The organism is Bacteroides congonensis (genome assembly GCF_900130125.1).
Taxonomy (GTDB): Bacteria; Bacteroidota; Bacteroidia; order Bacteroidales; family Bacteroidaceae; genus Bacteroides; species Bacteroides congonensis.
In genome coordinates this window covers 632,055-651,122 of sequence record NZ_FQXY01000009.1, presented here as the reverse complement: position 1 = coordinate 651,122, position 19,068 = coordinate 632,055, and the positions used below count along the sequence as shown (strand labels likewise).

Genomic DNA, 19,068 nt, shown 5'->3' with positions numbered 1-19,068 from the left:
ACGATACTATGAAAGAAACACGAAATTGTAAAATTGAAAAAAGAAACGAAGATTCCAGAATTGTTGAGGGTTATGCAATAGTATTCAATTCTGAATCTAGAGATTTAGGCGGGTTTACAGAAGTTATAGAACCTACGGCACTGGAAGGAGTGCTACAACAGTCAGATATTTTGTGCCTTTTGAATCATAATGAAGACAGAGGTATTCTGGCACGTTCTAAATATGGTGCAGGCAGCCTGAAACTGAAAGTTGATTCTACAGGTCTTAAATATAGCTTTGAAGCACCCTGTACAAATCTGGGAGATGAATTGCTGGAAGGTTTAAAGAGAGGTGATATTACTACTTCATCTTTTGCTTTCACCATTGATTCCGATACTTGGACAAAGAAGGAAAATGGTTCTTATATCAGGACTATCAATAAGTTCAAAGAACTGTTTGACGTGTCACCTGTCTATAAAGAAGCGTATCCTGATACGAGTGTAGCACTTAGAAAGCTGGAATCATTTGATAAAGAAGATTTGACTGATTACTATATGGAGCTAAGACACAAACTACAATAATGAACACTTTAGAACTGTTAGACAAAAAAGAACAGTTAAAGCAACGGGCAGAGGAAATAGTTTCCAAAGCAGAAAAGGAAACCAGACGGTTAAATGAAGGTGAACACGCTGAATTTAATTCTATCACCGTTGAACTGGAAGACATAGATAAGGAAATAAGAAAGATTGCAAGCGAGACAAAACTAACAAACACAAATAATACATCTATGAAAAAAGAGAAGTTTTCACTTTTAAAGGCTATTAATGACGTAGCCAATAGCAGACAACTGGACGAAAGAGCGCAAGAAGTTGTATCTGCTGGTATTGCAGAATTTAGAAAATCAGGACAGAACTATTCTGGACAAATCGTATTACCGATTGAGGAAAGAGCTATTGTACAAGCAACTGTAGAAGGTGCAGGACAGGAAACTGTAGCAGAAGATAAACTGGCTCTGTTAGAACCATTGAGAGCTAATTTAGTAATGGTTAAAGCTGGTGCAAGCTATCTGTCTGGACTGGTAGGTAATGTTTCTATTCCTGCTTATTCTGGAAGTAATGTTAGCTGGGCTGGTGAAGTTGCTGCTGCTACAGACGGTGCAGGTGATTTCAGTGAAGTAAACTTAGAACCAAAGAGACTAACCGCTTATGTAGACGTTTCCAAACAATTCTTGATTCAGGATTCTGCCAGTGCAGAAGAGATGCTTAAACGTGACATTGTAAATGCTATATCAGACAAACTGGAAGCTACAATCTTGGGTAGTGCTGCTGGTTCTGCTACTATGCCTGCCGGTATCTTTAATGGCGTTACTGCTGAAACAAAGGATATTACTTATAAGAGATTGGTTGATATGGAAACTGCACTGGAAGAAGCTAATGTAGCAGGAAACAAATGTTTCATTGTATCGCCATCTGCAAAAGGTATTTTGAAAACTACTGCTAAAGACGCTCTTTACAATGTAACTGACGGTGGTGTACATACCTGTGTCGGTTGTGCTGGTTGTCTGATGGAAGAAAATGAAGTGAACGGTTATCCAGTATATTGTACATCCAATGTTACCAGTAAGGGTGTTGTAATGGGACACTTTGAAGATTTTGTTATTGGACAATGGGGTGGGATTGACTTAACAGTAGACCCGTACACACAAGCAGCTAACGGTAAAGTTAGATTGGTTATCAATGCGTATTTCGATGCAAAACCAAGAAGAACAGGTTCTTTCCAAAAAGCTATCTTAAAATAATATGTACGTCAAACTGGAAGAAGCTAAGAAGCACCTTCTTTTGGATGATTCTTTCAAGGATGATGATTTATATATACTTGGATTGATTGATGTTGCAGAGGATGCAGTAGCACGCAATTTGAATCTGAAACTGGATGAATTGGCAGTGGATGGGGAATTTACCCCACCTGCTGTTATTCACGCTATTCTGCTGCTGATTGGTAATCTATATGCCAATCGTGAGCCAGTATCTTATTCATCCGTTAATAAAGTGCCATATACATTTGACTATCTAATTTCACTTTATAAAAACTACAAAGAAGTATGATTGACTATATACATAATAGAGACGGTAGGGCAACGTCTACACAGGTTAGTAGAATGGATGATATTACAGAGGATGTATTCACACCAGAATTTTATTTTCTCATTAAAAATACCAATGATAATGAAGTAACTGTAGAAATTAGACCTGCTGGACAAGAGAAGTTTATAACTACGGTTCTTTATCCTGGCTGGAATCCTGAATTATGTAGTGCAGTAAAAATAAGCGGTGAAACTGGATTACAGTACGGCTATTAATACTATATACTATGAGGGCAGGGTTACTGACAGAGACAATATTACTACAGGAATCAGTACCAGTTAAAAATGAGTTTGGGGCTACTTCTATGGAATGGGTAGACTATCTGCAAACAAGAGCCAACATTAAGTTTAATTCTGGTAATAGGGTTAATCAGAATAATGAAATATTTACTTCTTATACACTGACTTTCACAATCAGGTACTATCATAAGGTAAACGAGCAAATGAGAATTATCTATCAAGGTAAGAAGTATAGGATACTGGCTATCAATTCAGACAGGGCTAAACAATCTACAGAAATCATAGGAGAGCTTATTAATGAATAACGGTGTAACTGTAGACGCTTCACAGGTGCTAAGAATGTTTAGTGAACTTAACAGCAGACAGCAAAAAAATGTGTATAAGAATGCACTACGGAAAGCTGGAAGAATACTGCAAAAGGAAACGAAGACACAACTAAGAAGCGTAGTAGGTAAAGCTATAAATCATAAGAATAGATGGAACGGCAAAACTTTAGGCAGTGGAATAAAACTAAAGGTTGATAAGAAAGCTACAGAAGCGAAGGTTCATATAATGGGGGACTTTAGATTAAAGTTCTTTGAACTTGGAACAACTACCAGACAGCTTAGGAAAAACGGAGCTAACAGGGGGAGGATGAAGGCTGCACATTTCTTTAAAACTGCTAAAGATAAAACGGAACGTGCCATCTTCGATAATATAAATCAAATGGTTGAAGAATCAATAACAAGGATTGCTAATAAAAAATGAGCTTACAAATAGGAAAGGTTATCTATCATTTATTAAAGAAAGATAGCAGGATAAAAGAAAAGGTAGGTTCTAAGATATATCCTTTGATAGTTGAAGAATCCACCACTTTTCCTTTTATCATTTATAAAAGAACCAATATCACACCAAACTACACTAAAGGCAGTTATTCCGTTAATGAATCTGTTACGGTTGATGTAGTTATAGCTTCTAAAGATTACACGGATACCGTTGAACTGGCAGACTATGTAAGGGATGCTTTAGAAGGTAGAAGGGGGAACTTTGCAGGAATAGAAATAAATGATATAAGGATGATTAGCGCAGATGAAGAATACATAGAAGATACATTCATTCAGAATTTAACATTCGACATAAACACAAATGGCAAACAAAATACTTAGAGGTAATGACCTGATGATTTTTAAAGATACAACTGGTGCTGGTACTGCTTATAAAGCATTGGCATTTTCAACCAGTTGCCAGCTTTCCTTAACAGGAAACACTTTGGAAACTTCATCAAAAGACGGTGGTAAGTGGACTAGTAAAGCTGTAAGCAAGTTAAGCTGGTCAATTACAACTGACAATTTATATAGTGTAGAAGATTTTAATGCTTTAGTAAATAGCTGGATAAGCAGGGAAGAACTGACTGTTGCTTTTGCTGTATGCACCAATGCAGACAGTGACACAGGTATGCCTGCCGATGGCTGGACTGCTGGCGGTGGATATACAGGCAAGGTAGTTATCACCAGTATTACTGCTAATGCTCCAGATAATGACAATGCTACTTATTCTGTTACTTTGGAAGGAACAGGGGCTTTATCACCTAAAGTAGCGTAATATATTCACTGGGGAAGCTGTTACAGTTTCCCCTTTTTTATTTATATACTATGGAAATTCAAATTAAAGGTACTGCATATAATATACGATATACTATCAGAGCTATGTTTGTGTTTGAACAGATAACAGGCAAGGTATTCAGATTGGAGAATCTGACGGATTACTACCTGTTTTATTATAGCCTGTTGGTAGCCAATAATCCAGATTTGCAAATGACATTCGAGGACTTTATTAATGAATGCGATGATGAACCAGCCTTAGTTATCCAGCTACAGGATTTTCTTTCTAAGGAGATGGAAAAGCAGTCTGCATTCATATGTGATACTGTAGATTCAAAAAAAAAGTAACGATTAGCGAATTGTATGCTTTGATAGTTCTGGAAGCAGGTATAACACCTGATTATTTTCTGGACAGTATGCAAATGTATGAGGTGAAGGCAATCTTGGAGAATCTGCAATATAAGAATAAGACTGGCTGGGAACAGGCTAGGATGATAAGCTATATCATAGCCCAAACTAACAGTACCAAGCAGTTATCACCTACTGATATTATGAAGTTTGATTGGGATGAAGCCAAAGAAAAAGATACTTCTATCAGTAAAGACGATATAGCCAGACTACAGGCTAAAGCTAATCAATTTATAAACACACAAAACTAAATATATATGGCTGATTTAGTAACCAGACTATTACTTGATTCATCTGGTTTTAATAATAACATAGTTAGGAGCAGTAGGCAAGTACAGGAGTTTCAACAGATAACAGGCAATATAGTAGGTACTATAGGAAAGTTTGCTGCTGGTATTGGAATTGCGACTACTGCCAGTGACGCTTTTATGAAGATAATAAGAAGCTCACAGGCTACTAATGATGAATGGGACAATACATTAAATTCCTGTAAAGGAACTGTAGATTTATTCTTTCAGTCTATGTCTGCTGGCAGTTTTGAAGCATTTAATAACGGTGTTCTTTCTACAATAAGGAATTTGAAAGAACTTTCTGCTTTGCGTGATTCGTTGAATGATGCTAAGTTATCAATGGGATTCAATACTAAAGTCTTTGAAACGGAGTTTACGAAATATGAATCTATAATCAGAGATACTACCAAAAGCAAGCAGGAACGGGAAAAGGCATTTAAAGACTTGCAAAAGTTGAAAGACGATTTTAAAATAGATGTTACTGATGTCTTGGGAGGTGCAGAAGAAGAACTTATTCAATCATTGAATATTAGAACAGGACGAAAAGACTTTAATATTAATGATATACATAAATATATATCAATCAATAATAATGATTTTTCATCTAGAAATGAGAAAAAGGCATTAACGGAGTATCAAGACCAGTTAAAGGCATACGAAAAGGAAATAAACCAAATACAAGGCAGGATTAATTCTACCAGAGGTGATACTAATGAATGGACAGGTGAAACCAAAAAACAGATGAGGGAAAAACTGTCTTCTATTAAGCAACAAATGGAACTGTTCAAACAACAAAATTCAGAACTTGAAAAGCAGAATTTCTTGAATCAGGATAATGATGCCAATAGAGGTGAAATGATTAAAAACTATGAATATGCTTATGATTTGAAAAAGCGTATGTATGATTTTGATAAACGCACATTGGAATTACAGAATAGTCTTAAACCTGCTGGAGGAAATAATAAGGTAAAAACAGAAGAAGTAATTCCTGCTGGTTCTGTTGCTGAATTGGATAAGCTGATAACGGAAGCCAGAAAGAAGTATGCTGCTGCCATTACAAACGATGCCAGAGTATCTGCACTAAAACTGATACAGGAACTGGAACAGAAAAAAATAGTTCTGAATATTACTGCTAAATATAACAGTAGGGAGCAGGGAGATTTAAAACCTGCTGGTATTCCATCTGTTAAAGGCTTTAATTCAAAGGATATTGGTAAACTAACTTCTCCATTTGTAACAGAAGAAGATGTAAAAGTAAATAATGATTATGCGACTTCATTAGGAGCTATTGCTACTGTTATGGGTTCTATATCCCAAATGACAAATGAAGGTGCTTCTGCTTGGTTAACTTGGAGTGCTAATTTAATGACAGCTATAGGTACTGCTATTCCTGCTATAGAAGCTCTTATTGCTGCAAAGAAAGCGGAGTCTATAGGAAATGCCGTAGCCAGTGCCACGCAAACACCAGTAGTAGGTTGGTTGTTGGCTGGTGCTGCTGTAGCTTCTGTAATAGCAGCTTTTGCCACTATGCCACAATTTGCCAATGGTGGTGTAGTTGATGGCAGTTCCTTCTTTGGTGATAAGGTGTTGGCTAGGGTGAATAGTGGTGAAATGATTCTGAATAAAAGTCAGCAGTCCAATCTGTTCAACCTGTTAGACGGTGGTTCATCTGTAAAAGGAGGTGCTATGTCAGGTGAAGTTGAATTTAAGATTTCAGATAAAGCATTGGTTGGAGTTTTAAAACAACACAATAATAGAACAAACAGACTAAGGTAAAATGGGCTATCAATTAATATATAACTCATCTTTTAAGGATATAGATGAGAATACTATCAATATTGAAATATACAGAGATTCAGGAGGAACTTTGATAGCTTCTGAATTACTCTGTTCTGCTGATGCAGTTTCAATTAACTATGAATCAGATGATGATGTATTCAAACCAATCAAATGCTCAGATTGCCAGATTAATGTCTTAACAACTAAGGTACTGGCTAATCTCTACACAGCATTAGGAAACCAGATATATTGTACCATCTCAAAGAATGGTTCTTTATTGTGGTGTGGTTATTCAGTCCCCTGTCTTTACAGTACGGATTATAATGAAGAATATAATTTGTTATCCTTGCAGTTCAATGATATTCTTTCATCTCTTGGTAACTATAACTACACCTATCTAAATGAAAAGCAGTCTATAGTGTCTTTTTATCAGGTAATCAAACATATCATAAGCCAGATTGATACTAATGAACTAATAAAGAATGTCTATGTACATAACGCTAAGAAAATAAATGATACTACTGATTTACTAAATAACTTATTCATCCTTGATAGGAATTTTTTTGATGAAGCAAATGAACCAGAGAATTGTAAAGACGTATTAGAATATATTGCAAGGTATCTGGGTATGACTTGCTATTATTATGGTGATTCTATTTACTTCGTGGACTATGATATTATTAAGAATATCAATTCATATACTAAATATACCCTGTCAGATGATAGTAATACGGTGGTAGCACTTGATAACACCGTTATTAATGTTAATCAGAATATTTATGAAAGTAATGCCAGTATAGCTATTGGTGAGCTATATAATAAGGTGGTGGTAGTTGCTAATTCAAATTCTAATAATACTATAATTCCTGAATGGAATGATGAGGATGATATTATAAATCAGAATGCAGACGCAAATAAGTATTATGAATCGACAAGGGATATTAGTGGTAAGAATTATACGTTGCTGAATGCTTTCTTTAAATCGAAAAATAATTGGTGGTGGGCTAAACCTTCTATTCTTGCTGTTCCGATTGAAGAAGTAACGCCACAGAATGCAGATAGTAACGGAAGTTATTGGCAGAAGGCAGCATATTATGAGACTGCCAATGAACCTTCTTCTTTAAATTGGAAGACATATTTTACGATAAGTGATTACGGTCTGATGGGATGGAAAACAACAGACGGAGTCCAATTGTCATTGAAAAATAAGCTGCCTATAGCAGTCAAAGGTGGAACTTTCATTATTGATATAAATTATAGACTGTCTGGTGATTGGAATGCAGCAGAATGTATTGTAACATCTGATGAACAATACTATGATGGTAAATATTCCACTGGATTTACAGATACGATGTTTAAATGTAAACTTGCAATTGGTGATAAGATGTACTATGATGGTGATGGATGGGTTAATTATCAAGAGTATCATAATAAAGTTGCAAGGAATTATTATAAGATATGTAACGGTCCAAATACTTGGGCAGGTGCAACTTGGTATAAGTATCTGGATGAATACGGCTACTGGCGATTTGTTACTAAAGGGGAATATGATTCTATTTCTGGACGTGAAAAGTATAGCGGTGGATATGCAGATAGAAATTATGTGTATTCATATATGAATAGCAGTAATGAGCGTGTATTTGTCGAGAAATGGTTCTATGATGAATGTAAATTGCAAGACTGTTTTTATCTGGTGCATAAGAATAAAGTAGGGGATAAGGTGTTTGATACAGATTATTCATTGACTAATACAGTTTCGTGGCGTATGAATCTGGCAGAAAGTGAAGATGGTGTTGCCGTTTCATTGCCATCTGATAAAATGACATTAGGGGAGTTGATATTTGAACTTTACGCTCCTAATCAACTTGGAACTACTCCTATGAGACGTACCGATAAAGAACCTGTCAGGTGTAATTCATTTCATATTAATGATGTTAAATTGAAATATACTACATCTGATTATGTGAAGGATATTTTTAATGATGAAACGTATGATGAAGACTTGAAGTTTGAGAATGTAATTGATGAAAATATAGTCAATGATTTTGATGATATTGAATTTAGAATCAATACTTATAACGAACACGCAGGCAGTTATAGCTATGTTCTTACTAAGATAGGAGATGAGTATTACTTTGTTGATACGTTGACTGATACAGCTTCACTGGATAAACTGAAAGCAGAAGAGCACTGTATTAATAAATATGTGAATTACTATAGTAAGCCACGATTCAGATACAGTAATTCAATAAAGAATAGGGGTATATCGCTTAATTCAGTCCTGAAAGAGAATACCTTGAATAAGAACTTTGTAATCAATTCCATCACATACGATTTGATTAATAATAAATGTGATGTTGAATTGAACGAAATACGATAATATGGAAATAAAATCTAACTATATACCACATAATTTCAGGAACAAGTATTTAAAGAATGTAGGTGGAAGTTATTCAAGTACAGTTTTACAGTCTACAGTATCAGGTGAAGCTGGTACTAAAGTTGTGGTAATTGATGATTTGGAAACTTCCAGTAAAGATAAGGCATTATCTGCCAATATGGGTAAATACTTGAATGAAAACAAACAAGATAAGAATGAATATGTAGATACAATAAATCAGTATTTAAGTACTGATTCTGATGTGAAATTTAACTCTGTCGCTGGCAAGAATGGAGAGTTTGACAATCTGAAAGTAAAAGGTGGTTTGGATGTCTTTACTATTACGAGTAATGAGGTAAGGGGAACGAATGGCATTTTATATGTCACCGATTCAGCACAAGTAACAGGTATAACTTCTAATGAAAATAATGTAATGGTTCTTACAGTCAGTGATTCTGTTTTTAGGGTAGACGATATTCTACTTAGCCAGACTTTTGATTCATCTTCAAAGAAGATAGTCTTAAAGGTAACTACTGTAGATGGTACAACTATTACCTGCAATGTAATAGAAGCATTAGGCAATATAGAAACTGGTGATGCTTTAGTAAGGATAGCCAATACGAGTGATGCAGCCAGACAAAGTTCTATCCTGCTGAATCCGTATGATGGCTGTATTGATATACGTACAGGTTGTACTTCTGAATCAGATTCCATAGTATCCAGTAGAATAGGTAATCTGGATGGAATTACTGATACTGATTTTGGGAAACTGTCTGGTGATGGACTTTATTCTAATAATGCTTATCTGTCTGGTGCAATAAGAAACTTATCTGGAAAATGGGAATTGAAAGATGATGGTTCTGGTAAGTTGGCAAATGGAAATATTAGCTGGGATACAGAAGGTAGTTTAACATTAAAGTATGGTACGAGGAAGGAATTTAAAACTATAGATATTGATGATTATGATTTTGCAAATGCATTTGAAGTTGATTTAAAGGATGGGTTGAATTTCTTCTTTACGAAAAATAAGGATAATGACCCTAGAACAATAATATTACCTTGCAGTGATACATTTATAGGGCTTGAAGTTGAAATGATATTTAAGGGAAATCCCGGTTTAATAAGGATTGAATGTACAAATAATTATGCGTTTATGTATAACGGGCAAGATGTACGCTACATTTCAATCGGACATTATCCAAGACGATTAAAATTAGTAGCGAGAAAATATAATTTCTCAACTAAGGGTATGTGTAGTTGGTGGATTGATAATGCAGCAGAGTTTAAAATCAGTAGTGATGGTACATTTGCAGGAACATTCAGGTCTATTTGAGTTTATGAATCAGCAACAAATACAATTAATAATAGCCTGCATACTGGTTGTCGTAGGTATAGGATTACTGATAGCAGGATTCTGTGTAGTACCTGTAGGTATCATACATAGTTCTATTCTGGTAGCATTTGGTGAGGTGCTTACTTTCGTTGGAGCTTTATTTGGAATAGATTATCATTATAAGAGTAAATAATATTAGCCTGTAGTCTTGATTGATTACAGGCTTTTTTTGTACCTTTGCAGCAATTTCAGATATCTAATGTATTAGGAGCTGAAAGGACATATTAGTTAACGAAGAGCGTTTTAAATATTATCCTATCGTGAAATCTCGACAATTTCAAGGAATGGGGATAGTAGGCAAGAACGCTCACGTCAGTGTTATATACTCATCTTATATGGATGGATTATATACATATCTGGCGTGGGCTATTGTTTATTACCCATTCTAGGCAGTCGAGAGCCTCACGATAGTAATATTCAATAGTTTCCACGCCTTCTTTATGTTTAATCGTCAATGGAGGGAACAGTTGACATTAATACAAGTATCTAAGAAACAGACAGTCTATCTACTAATCAACTACAGTTCTATTTAAGAAGTGTGCAACTTCTGTTGTGTTCCTCACACTTATTCCAAATTATTAATGCTTTCTATAAGGAACGTAGAATCATAAACGGATTATGTAACAATGAAAATATTCAGATTAATAGGCATACTTTTTATAGGAAGTACTCTATTCTCTTGTAGTAATAGTGACGACGAACTACTACCTAAGGAGCAGGAACAAAACGACCAAGAAACTTATACTATCTCATTCGATTTAGGAGGTGAGTTTATTTCGACTTCTGAAACTCCTTTAAGTAGAGTAGGAGAAAAGTTAAAAAAAAGGATTTATGGAATAAATGTATATTATAAAGAGGATAATGGTACTTATAAAAATTATGCATATGGTTTATTCGATAATATTGGGGATATGAACATATCTTTAATTAGTGGATATAAATATAAGTTTGAATGTACTTTAGTAGAAGATGGGGTGGATATTGTTTATTTTGAAAATAGTAGCAATCAGTCTAAGTATTATGCGCCGTTTCATAGAGGGATATTGTCGAATGGGGTTAATAATAAAGTATATCAGTATTCTATCTTGAATAATAAGTTTGAAATATCTACGTTGTTTGATACTCATTTGGAAGGATTACAATTGGGTATAACAAGTATTAGAGATAGCAGCAATGGAGGAGCAGAGCAATATCCACGAACTGATAGATTTTATGGTGAATTAACTGATTATATCCCAACGGCTAATGGTACTGTCAATATAGATTTAAAACGCACGGTTTTTGGGGTAAAGTTTGCAGTCCATCCACCTGTAGACGGTACATTATCAGTTAGAAATTATGAACTTGAACTTGATATGGCGATTTCTACAAATGATAGTATGCAAGAGACCGAAGCCATCTATACTTTTTATAGGGTTTATGATTGCTGGAAAACTGATAATTATACAAATAATTTTAAAATAGATTTGGCTTGGAGAAGAGCTAATGGCGCTACTCAATATTTTAGTGAATCTATTACTGTTAAACGTAATATAATGACTACAGTTAATATTAAAGTGGATGGTGGAAGTACAGATGCTGCTATTGGATTAAATGAAGAAAAAACTCCAATGGGAAGTGAGAATGTTGATATGAACTTTGATGGAGGGGATTTAGATGATAACGAAGTAAATCCTAGTAAGTAAATAATTAAAACTATTTTAAAATGAAAACATTAAGATTTATAGGAATGGCAATAATTGCCGTGATTATGAGTGTTAACTTTGCTGCTTGCAGTAGTGACGATGATGATGAAAATAAAAGTGATTCTCCACTAGTAGGCACGTGGATGATGACGAAATCTATTAAAGATGGTCATACACGTATTCCTGGACAAAATGGATTTGATGGCGGATTAGGACTTGTTTTTTCAGCTAATGGCACATTTTACAAATTGGTTGAAAATGAAAAAGCAGAAGATGGTAAGTACTCCTATGATGAGAAGGGGAATACCTTGACGCTTATATATACAGATGATGAAACGGTACACTGTACTGTTAAGTCATTTAGCGAATCTGCTCTTGTTATTTCATATACGGAAGGTTCATCTACTCGTGAAGATTATTTTGTTAAGCAGTAGTAAATAACCTGTCGGTTTATTGGAAAACAGCATTTGAAGAAATTCATTTGCTGTTTTTTTATTTTATAGGATAAACTATTGAAGTGTTTAAGTATATTTGCTGTTGTAATCATTTAAATATTAAAACTATGAGTATTGAAGAATTTAAAAAGACATTAGAGATTATAAAAGAAGACTGGAACAATGAATCTCATTCTTATAAAAACGAGAACTATTTTATCTATATAAAAGAAAATCTGGAAAGTTCCTATGTAGAAAGGACTTTAGGGACGAAGTCTTTAATAAATATACGATATATTATTCCTATAGGAGCATATAGCTATTCTTTCAAGAATAATAAAGAAACCTCTCTAAATACGATTGGCTTCTTTAATAACGAATATGAACCTTGTGAAGTAGTATTTGATACTTGGGAGATGTACAAATTGGAATTTACAAGTCTCAATTGTGGTGGAGTAATAGATTATTATCCTATACCCTATATTAGAAAAATAAATAATCCGACTTGTAAGCAGAAACTTGAAACAGGTTATACTATTGAAGATTTTGATGAAATTCTAGCTGCTATTTGGAAATATATAAAAGAACAAAAGTAGGTAATGAAGCCAGTAGATAAGTTCTCAATCCAGTATAGCGAGTTGCTAGAGTATATATATCCAGTGACACAAGAATATTTCCCTGATTTTGATTATGATGAAGAAACAGGACAGGCATATATGTTGCCGTCACAAACGCCAGATACTTTTAAAGGAAGGTACAACAGAGGAATATTGAAAGGCAAATTCTCGTTTGATTCATACATAAAGAATGACGAACTTCAAGAATTGCTTACTGTATTGGGCTTAGACGCTGAAAAGTTCTGGTATCTATTGCTTTTCTGTTATGATTGCAGTTGGGGTAAATGTATGGAAGGTATAGAAATAAAAGAATCCCCTAAAGAACAGATAGAAAAATTTGTTAATGCTATCAGTGAGGATTATAAAAGAGATACTCCGTTTGGTGCAGTCTTTAAAAGCCCAATTTGTATTACCTTGAAAATAGGTAGGAAGAATATCGTGATAGATAATAAGACGGCTATTGCTAGTATAGCCAAGTTTTGTGCAGACGGATTGGAAACAGTAAATTCAGACCAAATGAATACTGGTAACGTTGATTTGAGTAATTCACATACTGAATCATTCTCCGTATTGGCTTATTATTTCTCACAAATGATTATCACTGCCTTGAATTATCAAGAACAGGTAAAAGAAAAGAGAAAGAAGGGAGCTAATATGTCTGACAAGGAAAAGACGCTGATTTCTCATTTACTATACTTCACTGGTATCGTGAGCAACGAAAGTGTGTTGGTTGACTATGACTACTTGAAGTCCCTGTTGAAACAATATAAGGATAAGGACATAAGGAGTTTGAACGCATTTTATTATTGATTGAGACTTATTTTATTGTTTATTTCTGCTTTCTTATTCTCTAAATACTTCATTCTACAGCTTGTGAAGTAGGGGAATAAGAAAGCGGTGTTTTTTTATTCCCGTTAGCTTTTCAAGAAAAGGGCAATCTTTGTAGTATAAAATTAATTAAAGCTGGAGCGCACCAGTCTAAAAACTGCAAAGGTATTATGACTACAAAAGAATGTAAGAATGAAATCTTTACTCTGGAATCAAGAGAATTGAACGAAGGAAAGAAAGTTGCTTTTATTGCTGGTGGTATTAATCGGGACATCAACAAGGCTAACTTGAATGACAAAATGAAGTCTATTGGAGAACATACACAGTATTTTCCGCTTGTTGTGGTTGATGGTGAAGATGTGGTAAAGGAGGGGTTAACTTTGAAAGACCCTGTATCTGGTTTTCCAATAGATTCTTCTAAAGCTAATGATTATTTGGTTATTATTGAAGGTCAGCACAGGTATAGGGCTATAATGGAGCTTCGAGAAAAAGATGCAAAGGCTAAGAAGAATTATGAAAATGCAATGAAGAAATGGCAAAAGAACGGAAGCAGAAAGGAAGATAAGCCAGAAGAATTTACGCCTAAAGCTCCTGCACAGATAAAGGCTATGTATCCATTGGTTAAAGATGAGGATATACGGATTATGATATCAGAAATGAACAATACGTCAGTAAAGTGGAATAAAGGAGATTTTGCTAAACAGGCTTGTGCAGCGTATCCTGATAATGCTATCTTAGGTTTTATCGTTAAGTATATGGATATACAACACCAAAGAACAAAGAAAGGTGAAGCAGATGATATGTTACCAAATGGTGGATTCAAACTGACAACGCTTAGTAAGTATCTGATTTATTCTGCTGACATAAAAGAATCGGTACTGGCAGATACGTGTAAATATGGAGAAAGCACTCTTACAAAGTATGTAGGTAATGAGCCTGAAAAAATGGTTGAAAGAGCAGAGAAGATAATTAAAGCTGGATTAGATGCTGGGTTTACCTATCGTTTTCTGGCAAAAGGTTTCTTCATTGATTGGATTGCGAATAAGAATAATTTAGGGATTCAATATACAGAACTCCTTGAAAAGTTAAAGGATGTAAATAGAGAGGTGGTAGACAGTATTATGAGAGAAGCACAGAAACATAATTTTATGGAACAGTTAAATAGAATAGGATAAACGGGAATCTTTAGTTATTGATGTCAGTTGCCAGCTAGCGTAATGTTAGCTGGCTTTTTTATTGCTTTATTATCGGTTTATCTGCCGTCCGTCTCAACAATAGGGGTATGGGGTGAAATTTTATCAGGAAAGTGCTTTAAACCACACGCTCCCCAACTTTCCACGGCTGGTAAGATTTCAAATATCTAAAAGGTCTGTAATCTTATTGTAATCGGTTAACTCTATTTATTCTACAAATTCTGTGATAACATCGGATATTTATCTATCTTTGTTGTGTTCAAATAACGCTGAAAAGTACATAAATGAATAACACTTCTTCGTAAGTGGCTGATAATGAAATATGGAAAGAAAAGTAGTTTTTTTCTTGGTTATTCGGCAAGAAGTAAATAACATTTTGTATTTTTGGGCATCAATTAATAAAAATAGATATTATGATAACGACACAGGACAAAGAGTTGCTTGCCAAGAAAGGCATTACGGAAGAGCAAATAGCCGAGCAACTGGCTTGCTTCCAGACAGGTTTTCCTTTTTTGAAACTGGACGCTGCGGCTTCCATCGAGAAAGGTATATTAGCCCCCGGCGCTGAAGAGCAGAAAGCATATTTGGCAGCATGGGACGCATATACAAACACGGATAAGACTATCGTGAAGTTTGTACCGGCTTCGGGTGCCGCGAGCCGTATGTTCAAGAACCTCTTCGAGTTTCTGTCTGCCGACTATGATACGCCGACTACAAAATTTGAACAAGCATTCTTCGACGGTATCAAGGATTTTGCTTTCTATGACGACCTCAACGTAGCTTGTCAGCGTACAGCCGGAAAAGACATCCCCGGATTAATCGAGGAAGGTAACTATAAAGCCGTAGTTTCCGCATTACTCGAAACTGCCGGCTTGAATTACGGCGCACTGCCGAAGGGTCTGCTCAAATTCCATAAATATCCCGAAGGCGCACGCACCCCGTTGGAAGAACATCTTGCCGAAGGGGCTATGTACGCAGCCGGAAAGAGCGGCAAAGTCAACGTGCACTTCACCGTATCTACCGAGCATCGTGAACTCTTCAAGAAACTGGTGGAAGAAAAGTCCGGCGAATTCGCCAAACGCTACGGAGTAGATTACTACATCACATTCTCCGAGCAGAAACCGAGTACCGACACCATTGCTGCCGATATGGACAACCAACCGTTCCGCGACAACGGCAAACTGCTGTTCCGTCCCGGTGGACACGGCGCGTTGATTGAGAACCTGAATGACCTCGATGCCGATATTATCTTTATCAAGAACATCGACAACGTTGTTCCCGACAAACTGAAAGAGGACACCGTTACTTATAAGAAACTGATTGCCGGCGTACTCGTCTCCCTGCAAAAGCAGGCATTCGAATACCTCGAACTGCTTGACAGCGGCAAATATACGCACGACCAAATGATGGAAATGCTCCAGTTCCTGCAAAAGAAATTTTTCTGCAAGAATCCGGAAACGAAAGACCTCGAAGATTCCGTACTCGCTATCTATCTGAAGAACAAACTGAACCGTCCAATGCGTGTCTGCGGAATGGTGAAGAACGTAGGCGAACCGGGTGGTGGCCCGTTCCTTGCATACAACAGTGACGGAACGATTTCCCTGCAAATCCTCGAAAGCTCTCAAATTGACATGAACGACCCTGAGAAGAAGGAAATGTTCGAGAACGGTACACACTTCAACCCGGTAGACCTGGTATGTGCCGTGCGTGACTATAAAGGTCATAAATTCGATTTAGTGAACTACGTGGATAAGGCAACTGGCTTCATCTCCTACAAATCAAAGAACGGCAAAGACCTGAAAGCTCTTGAACTTCCCGGCTTGTGGAACGGTGCGATGAGCGACTGGAATACCGTATTTGTAGAAGTTCCCCTCTCTACCTTCAATCCGGTGAAGACGGTGAACGACCTGCTGCGCGAGCAACATCAGTAAAGTAAAAAGACGACCGCCCGGTCGGGGAAAACCGGGCAGCCGTTTTCCACAAACTAACAGTCCGGTTGCGTTTGAGCGGCTCTGCATCCGCAAGCAACCGGCTATTTAAAAAAGAGTGTTTAGAATGAATCAGATTGAGAAAATCATTGATATTGCTACCTGGAACAGAAAAGAACATTTCGAGCACTTCAGTGCTTTTGACGACCCGTTTTTCGGAGTGACGGTCAATGTAGACTGCACCCGCGCATATCAGGAAGCCAAAGACAAAGGCGTATCTTTCTCCCTCTTGGTGCTGCACCGGATTGTTACCGCTGCCGCCAAAGTCGAAGAGTTCCGCTACCGTATCGAAGGGGATAGGGTAGTGTGCTATGACAGCCTTCTGCCCGAAGCCACCGTAGGCCGTGCCGACCATACGTTTTCTTTCGCCGCCTTCGAATATGACCCGGACGAACTTACCTTCATCCGCAAAGCGAAAGCCGAAATGGAACGTCTGCAAGCCACCACCGGACTGAACAAAGGGGGGACATTCTATCCCAACGCCATTCATTACTCGGCTGTTCCGTGGCTCGTTTTCACAGATATGAAACACCCCACCAATATGCGTTCGGGCGACAGCGTCCCAAAAATCTCCACCGGAAAGTATTTCCGTGAAGGAGAGAAACTGCTGCTACCTGTCTCCGTCACTTGTCATCATGGACTGATGGATGGTTATCATGTCGCCAAGTTTATTGAAATCCTCGATTTATAAACTTCGTTCTAAAAAGACAAACCAGACGTCTATGAGATTCAAAATACCAAGATGGAAAGACATCGCCTTCCGTTTTACCTTCTGTTCGGCATTACTTTTTCCGGGAGCTTTTTTACATTCACAGGAAGTCCGGCAAGATACACTGGAAGATACCCGTCAGGATGTGAAACAACTTCAGGAAGTTGTACGTGAACTCCGACAGGAAGTCAGGAAGCTACAGGAAGAAATCCGTGGACTCCGGCAGGGATATTTCCCGGAATACGGGGAATACCGATTCGATTCCGTTTCGGCATACACTCCTCATCGCTTTATCCATCGCCTGGGCATAGAAGCCCGCCCGCAGTACGTATTTCCCACCAATCCTTTCCTGCGTGGAGAGAACGAGCGGTGGAAACCGATTCAGACGTCTTTTGCCGCCCATCTGAAATATTCATTCAAATTCCGTCCCAATACTTGTGCCGATCGCATCTATGGCGGTGCCTATCAAGGTTTCGGTTTGGCTATCACCACCTTTGGCGACAAGAAACAGCTCGGTGACCCTTTCACTTTCTATCTATTTCAAGGTGCACGCATCGCGCGTTTCAATCCGCGCCTTTCGCTCAATTACGAATGGAATTTCGGTATTTCCGCCGGATGGCAGCCGTATGACAATGATTATAATTCCTATAACGGAGCTGTCGGCTCCCGCATGAATGCTTACCTCAATGCAGGTATTTACCTGAATTGGGCGTTCTCCCGTTATTTCGACCTGATAATCGGTGGCGACTTCACGCATTTCTCCAATGGAAACACCAAGTTTCCCAATGCAGGAGTGAACACTACCGGAGCTAAAATCGGACTGGTTTACAACTTCAACCGCGAGGAATCCGACCTGACCAAATCACTGGTAACTCCATTGATTCCCCGCTTCCCGCGCCACATCAGTTATGACCTTGTCATGTTCGGCTCATGGCGGCGGAAAGGAGTGTATGTAGAGAGTGGAAAACAGATTGCTTCTCCCGGCAGTTATCCCGTGGCGGGATTCAACTTTGCCCCGATGTACAATCTCAATTATAAATTCCGTTTCGGAGTTTCGTTGGATGGTGTTTATGACGGCAGTGCCAATGTCTATATCGAAGATGTGATTACAGAATACGGAGATACCGGTGCCCGCCGTTTTTGCAGACCGGGAATCCAGCACCAGTTAGCCTTGGGTGTTTCGGGGCGTGCGGAATACGTGATGCCTTATTTCACAATCGGCGTCGGTCTTGGCTCGAACGTACTTGGGCGTGGCGACTTGCGTGGCTTATATCAGGTGTTTGCCTTGAAAATGGACATCACCCGTAGTTCATTCCTTCACATCGGTTACAATCTTCAGAACTTTCAGACCCCTAATTACCTGATGCTCGGACTCGGTTTCCGTTTTCACAATAAATATCCGAAAGTACGTCATTAAAAAAG

The 19,068-nt window shown here is 37.4% G+C and carries 22 protein-coding genes; all 22 read left to right on the top strand.

Annotated features, from left to right (window positions below; all coding sequences use genetic code 11):
• The first annotated feature begins 8 nt into the window (after positions 1–8).
• The 22 genes from BQ7997_RS09340 to BQ7997_RS09235 all read left to right on the top strand — a co-directional run bounded on the left by BQ7997_RS09340 (position 9) and on the right by BQ7997_RS09235 (position 19,063).
• Positions 9–560 carry an HK97 family phage prohead protease gene (locus tag BQ7997_RS09340; RefSeq protein WP_073345689.1) on the top strand — a complete coding sequence of 184 codons (552 nt, stop codon included), beginning with the start codon at positions 9–11 and terminating at the stop codon, positions 558–560.
• Positions 560–1,777, top strand: coding sequence for a phage major capsid protein (locus BQ7997_RS09335; RefSeq protein ID WP_004308843.1), 1,218 nt, complete (start codon positions 560–562; stop codon positions 1,775–1,777). The genes BQ7997_RS09340 and BQ7997_RS09335 overlap by 1 nt, the downstream gene beginning before the upstream one ends.
• Position 1,778: 1 nt before the next feature.
• Positions 1,779–2,084 carry a head-tail connector protein gene (locus BQ7997_RS09330; protein WP_004308845.1) on the top strand — a complete coding sequence of 102 codons (306 nt, stop codon included), beginning with the start codon at positions 1,779–1,781 and terminating at the stop codon, positions 2,082–2,084.
• Complete coding sequence (locus tag BQ7997_RS09325) at positions 2,081–2,338, top strand: hypothetical protein (protein WP_008648051.1); 258 nt, start codon at positions 2,081–2,083, stop codon at positions 2,336–2,338. The genes BQ7997_RS09330 and BQ7997_RS09325 overlap by 4 nt, the downstream gene beginning before the upstream one ends.
• 11 nt (positions 2,339–2,349) lie before the next feature.
• Positions 2,350–2,667, top strand: coding sequence for a phage head closure protein (locus BQ7997_RS09320; protein WP_032855836.1), 318 nt, complete (start codon positions 2,350–2,352; stop codon positions 2,665–2,667).
• Entirely contained in the window at positions 2,660–3,109 is a 450-nt protein-coding gene (locus BQ7997_RS09315) for a hypothetical protein (protein ID WP_073345687.1), read from the top strand. Before BQ7997_RS09320 ends, BQ7997_RS09315 begins: the two co-directional genes overlap by 8 nt.
• On the top strand, positions 3,106–3,507 hold the full coding sequence (locus tag BQ7997_RS09310) for a DUF3168 domain-containing protein (RefSeq protein WP_073345685.1): 402 nt from the start codon (positions 3,106–3,108) through the stop codon (positions 3,505–3,507). Before BQ7997_RS09315 ends, BQ7997_RS09310 begins: the two co-directional genes overlap by 4 nt.
• Positions 3,488–3,943, top strand: coding sequence for a phage tail tube protein (locus BQ7997_RS09305; protein WP_070750241.1), 456 nt, complete (start codon positions 3,488–3,490; stop codon positions 3,941–3,943). The genes BQ7997_RS09310 and BQ7997_RS09305 overlap by 20 nt, the downstream gene beginning before the upstream one ends.
• 50 nt (positions 3,944–3,993) lie before the next feature.
• A complete protein-coding gene (locus BQ7997_RS09300) occupies positions 3,994–4,290 on the top strand; it encodes a hypothetical protein (RefSeq protein ID WP_070750242.1) in 297 nt (98 codons plus the stop codon).
• Between the two features lie 11 nt (positions 4,291–4,301).
• A complete protein-coding gene (locus tag BQ7997_RS09295; protein ID WP_394333727.1) occupies positions 4,302–4,601 on the top strand; it encodes a hypothetical protein in 300 nt (99 codons plus the stop codon).
• A gap of 6 nt (positions 4,602–4,607) precedes the next feature.
• Positions 4,608–6,416, top strand: a complete 1,809-nt coding sequence (locus tag BQ7997_RS09290) for a rhoptry family protein (RefSeq protein ID WP_070750243.1) — start codon at positions 4,608–4,610, stop codon at positions 6,414–6,416.
• Between the two features lies 1 nt (position 6,417).
• Positions 6,418–8,799, top strand: coding sequence for a hypothetical protein (locus BQ7997_RS09285; protein ID WP_073345682.1), 2,382 nt, complete (start codon positions 6,418–6,420; stop codon positions 8,797–8,799).
• A 1-nt stretch (position 8,800) separates the two neighbouring features.
• Positions 8,801–10,132, top strand: a complete 1,332-nt coding sequence (locus BQ7997_RS09280; protein WP_008648041.1) for a hypothetical protein — start codon at positions 8,801–8,803, stop codon at positions 10,130–10,132.
• 4 nt (positions 10,133–10,136) lie between these two features.
• Positions 10,137–10,325: a hypothetical protein gene (locus BQ7997_RS25890; protein WP_008648040.1), complete on the top strand. Its 189-nt coding sequence runs from the start codon at positions 10,137–10,139 to the stop codon at positions 10,323–10,325.
• 493 nt (positions 10,326–10,818) lie between these two features.
• Complete coding sequence (locus BQ7997_RS09270) at positions 10,819–11,877, top strand: hypothetical protein (RefSeq protein WP_083589204.1); 1,059 nt, start codon at positions 10,819–10,821, stop codon at positions 11,875–11,877.
• A 20-nt stretch (positions 11,878–11,897) separates the two neighbouring features.
• Positions 11,898–12,311: a lipocalin-like domain-containing protein gene (locus BQ7997_RS09265; protein WP_073345680.1), complete on the top strand. Its 414-nt coding sequence runs from the start codon at positions 11,898–11,900 to the stop codon at positions 12,309–12,311.
• 128 nt (positions 12,312–12,439) lie between these two features.
• On the top strand, positions 12,440–12,907 hold the full coding sequence (locus BQ7997_RS09260) for a hypothetical protein (protein ID WP_073345677.1): 468 nt from the start codon (positions 12,440–12,442) through the stop codon (positions 12,905–12,907).
• Positions 12,908–12,910: 3 nt separating this feature from the next.
• Complete coding sequence (locus BQ7997_RS09255) at positions 12,911–13,738, top strand: hypothetical protein (RefSeq protein ID WP_073345675.1); 828 nt, start codon at positions 12,911–12,913, stop codon at positions 13,736–13,738.
• Positions 13,739–13,926: 188 nt separating this feature from the next.
• Complete coding sequence (locus BQ7997_RS09250) at positions 13,927–14,931, top strand: hypothetical protein (RefSeq protein ID WP_073345672.1); 1,005 nt, start codon at positions 13,927–13,929, stop codon at positions 14,929–14,931.
• Positions 14,932–15,362: 431 nt separating this feature from the next.
• Positions 15,363–16,880, top strand: coding sequence for a DUF4301 family protein (locus BQ7997_RS09245; RefSeq protein WP_073345669.1), 1,518 nt, complete (start codon positions 15,363–15,365; stop codon positions 16,878–16,880).
• Positions 16,881–17,004: 124 nt separating this feature from the next.
• Complete coding sequence (locus BQ7997_RS09240; protein WP_073345667.1) at positions 17,005–17,628, top strand: chloramphenicol acetyltransferase; 624 nt, start codon at positions 17,005–17,007, stop codon at positions 17,626–17,628.
• Between the two features lie 31 nt (positions 17,629–17,659).
• Positions 17,660–19,063 carry an acyloxyacyl hydrolase gene (locus tag BQ7997_RS09235; protein ID WP_044654084.1) on the top strand — a complete coding sequence of 468 codons (1,404 nt, stop codon included), beginning with the start codon at positions 17,660–17,662 and terminating at the stop codon, positions 19,061–19,063.
• Positions 19,064–19,068 lie beyond the last annotated feature (5 nt).

Excerpts from the sequence above, each read along its gene's own strand:
- BQ7997_RS09250 (WP_073345672.1), top strand. The coding sequence starts at position 13,927 with ATGACTACAAAAGAATGTAAGAATGAAATCTTTACTCTGGAATCAAGA.
- BQ7997_RS09335 (WP_004308843.1), top strand. The coding sequence starts at position 560 with ATGAACACTTTAGAACTGTTAGACAAAAAAGAACAGTTAAAGCAACGG.
- BQ7997_RS09325 (WP_008648051.1), top strand. The coding sequence starts at position 2,081 with ATGATTGACTATATACATAATAGAGACGGTAGGGCAACGTCTACACAG.
- BQ7997_RS09305 (WP_070750241.1), top strand. The coding sequence starts at position 3,488 with ATGGCAAACAAAATACTTAGAGGTAATGACCTGATGATTTTTAAAGAT.
- BQ7997_RS09280 (WP_008648041.1), top strand. The coding sequence starts at position 8,801 with ATGGAAATAAAATCTAACTATATACCACATAATTTCAGGAACAAGTAT.
- BQ7997_RS09265 (WP_073345680.1), top strand. The coding sequence starts at position 11,898 with ATGAAAACATTAAGATTTATAGGAATGGCAATAATTGCCGTGATTATG.
- BQ7997_RS09240 (WP_073345667.1), top strand. The coding sequence starts at position 17,005 with ATGAATCAGATTGAGAAAATCATTGATATTGCTACCTGGAACAGAAAA.
- BQ7997_RS09320 (WP_032855836.1), top strand. The coding sequence starts at position 2,350 with ATGAGGGCAGGGTTACTGACAGAGACAATATTACTACAGGAATCAGTA.
- BQ7997_RS25890 (WP_008648040.1), top strand. The coding sequence starts at position 10,137 with ATGAATCAGCAACAAATACAATTAATAATAGCCTGCATACTGGTTGTC.
- BQ7997_RS09290 (WP_070750243.1), top strand. The coding sequence starts at position 4,608 with ATGGCTGATTTAGTAACCAGACTATTACTTGATTCATCTGGTTTTAAT.
- BQ7997_RS09340 (WP_073345689.1), top strand. The coding sequence starts at position 9 with ATGAAAGAAACACGAAATTGTAAAATTGAAAAAAGAAACGAAGATTCC.
- BQ7997_RS09315 (WP_073345687.1), top strand. The coding sequence starts at position 2,660 with ATGAATAACGGTGTAACTGTAGACGCTTCACAGGTGCTAAGAATGTTT.
- BQ7997_RS09245 (WP_073345669.1), top strand. The coding sequence starts at position 15,363 with ATGATAACGACACAGGACAAAGAGTTGCTTGCCAAGAAAGGCATTACG.
- BQ7997_RS09285 (WP_073345682.1), top strand. The coding sequence starts at position 6,418 with ATGGGCTATCAATTAATATATAACTCATCTTTTAAGGATATAGATGAG.
- BQ7997_RS09300 (WP_070750242.1), top strand. The coding sequence starts at position 3,994 with ATGGAAATTCAAATTAAAGGTACTGCATATAATATACGATATACTATC.
- BQ7997_RS09235 (WP_044654084.1), top strand. The coding sequence starts at position 17,660 with ATGAGATTCAAAATACCAAGATGGAAAGACATCGCCTTCCGTTTTACC.
- BQ7997_RS09330 (WP_004308845.1), top strand. The coding sequence starts at position 1,779 with ATGTACGTCAAACTGGAAGAAGCTAAGAAGCACCTTCTTTTGGATGAT.
- BQ7997_RS09270 (WP_083589204.1), top strand. The coding sequence starts at position 10,819 with ATGAAAATATTCAGATTAATAGGCATACTTTTTATAGGAAGTACTCTA.
- BQ7997_RS09260 (WP_073345677.1), top strand. The coding sequence starts at position 12,440 with ATGAGTATTGAAGAATTTAAAAAGACATTAGAGATTATAAAAGAAGAC.
- BQ7997_RS09310 (WP_073345685.1), top strand. The coding sequence starts at position 3,106 with ATGAGCTTACAAATAGGAAAGGTTATCTATCATTTATTAAAGAAAGAT.
- BQ7997_RS09255 (WP_073345675.1), top strand. The coding sequence starts at position 12,911 with ATGAAGCCAGTAGATAAGTTCTCAATCCAGTATAGCGAGTTGCTAGAG.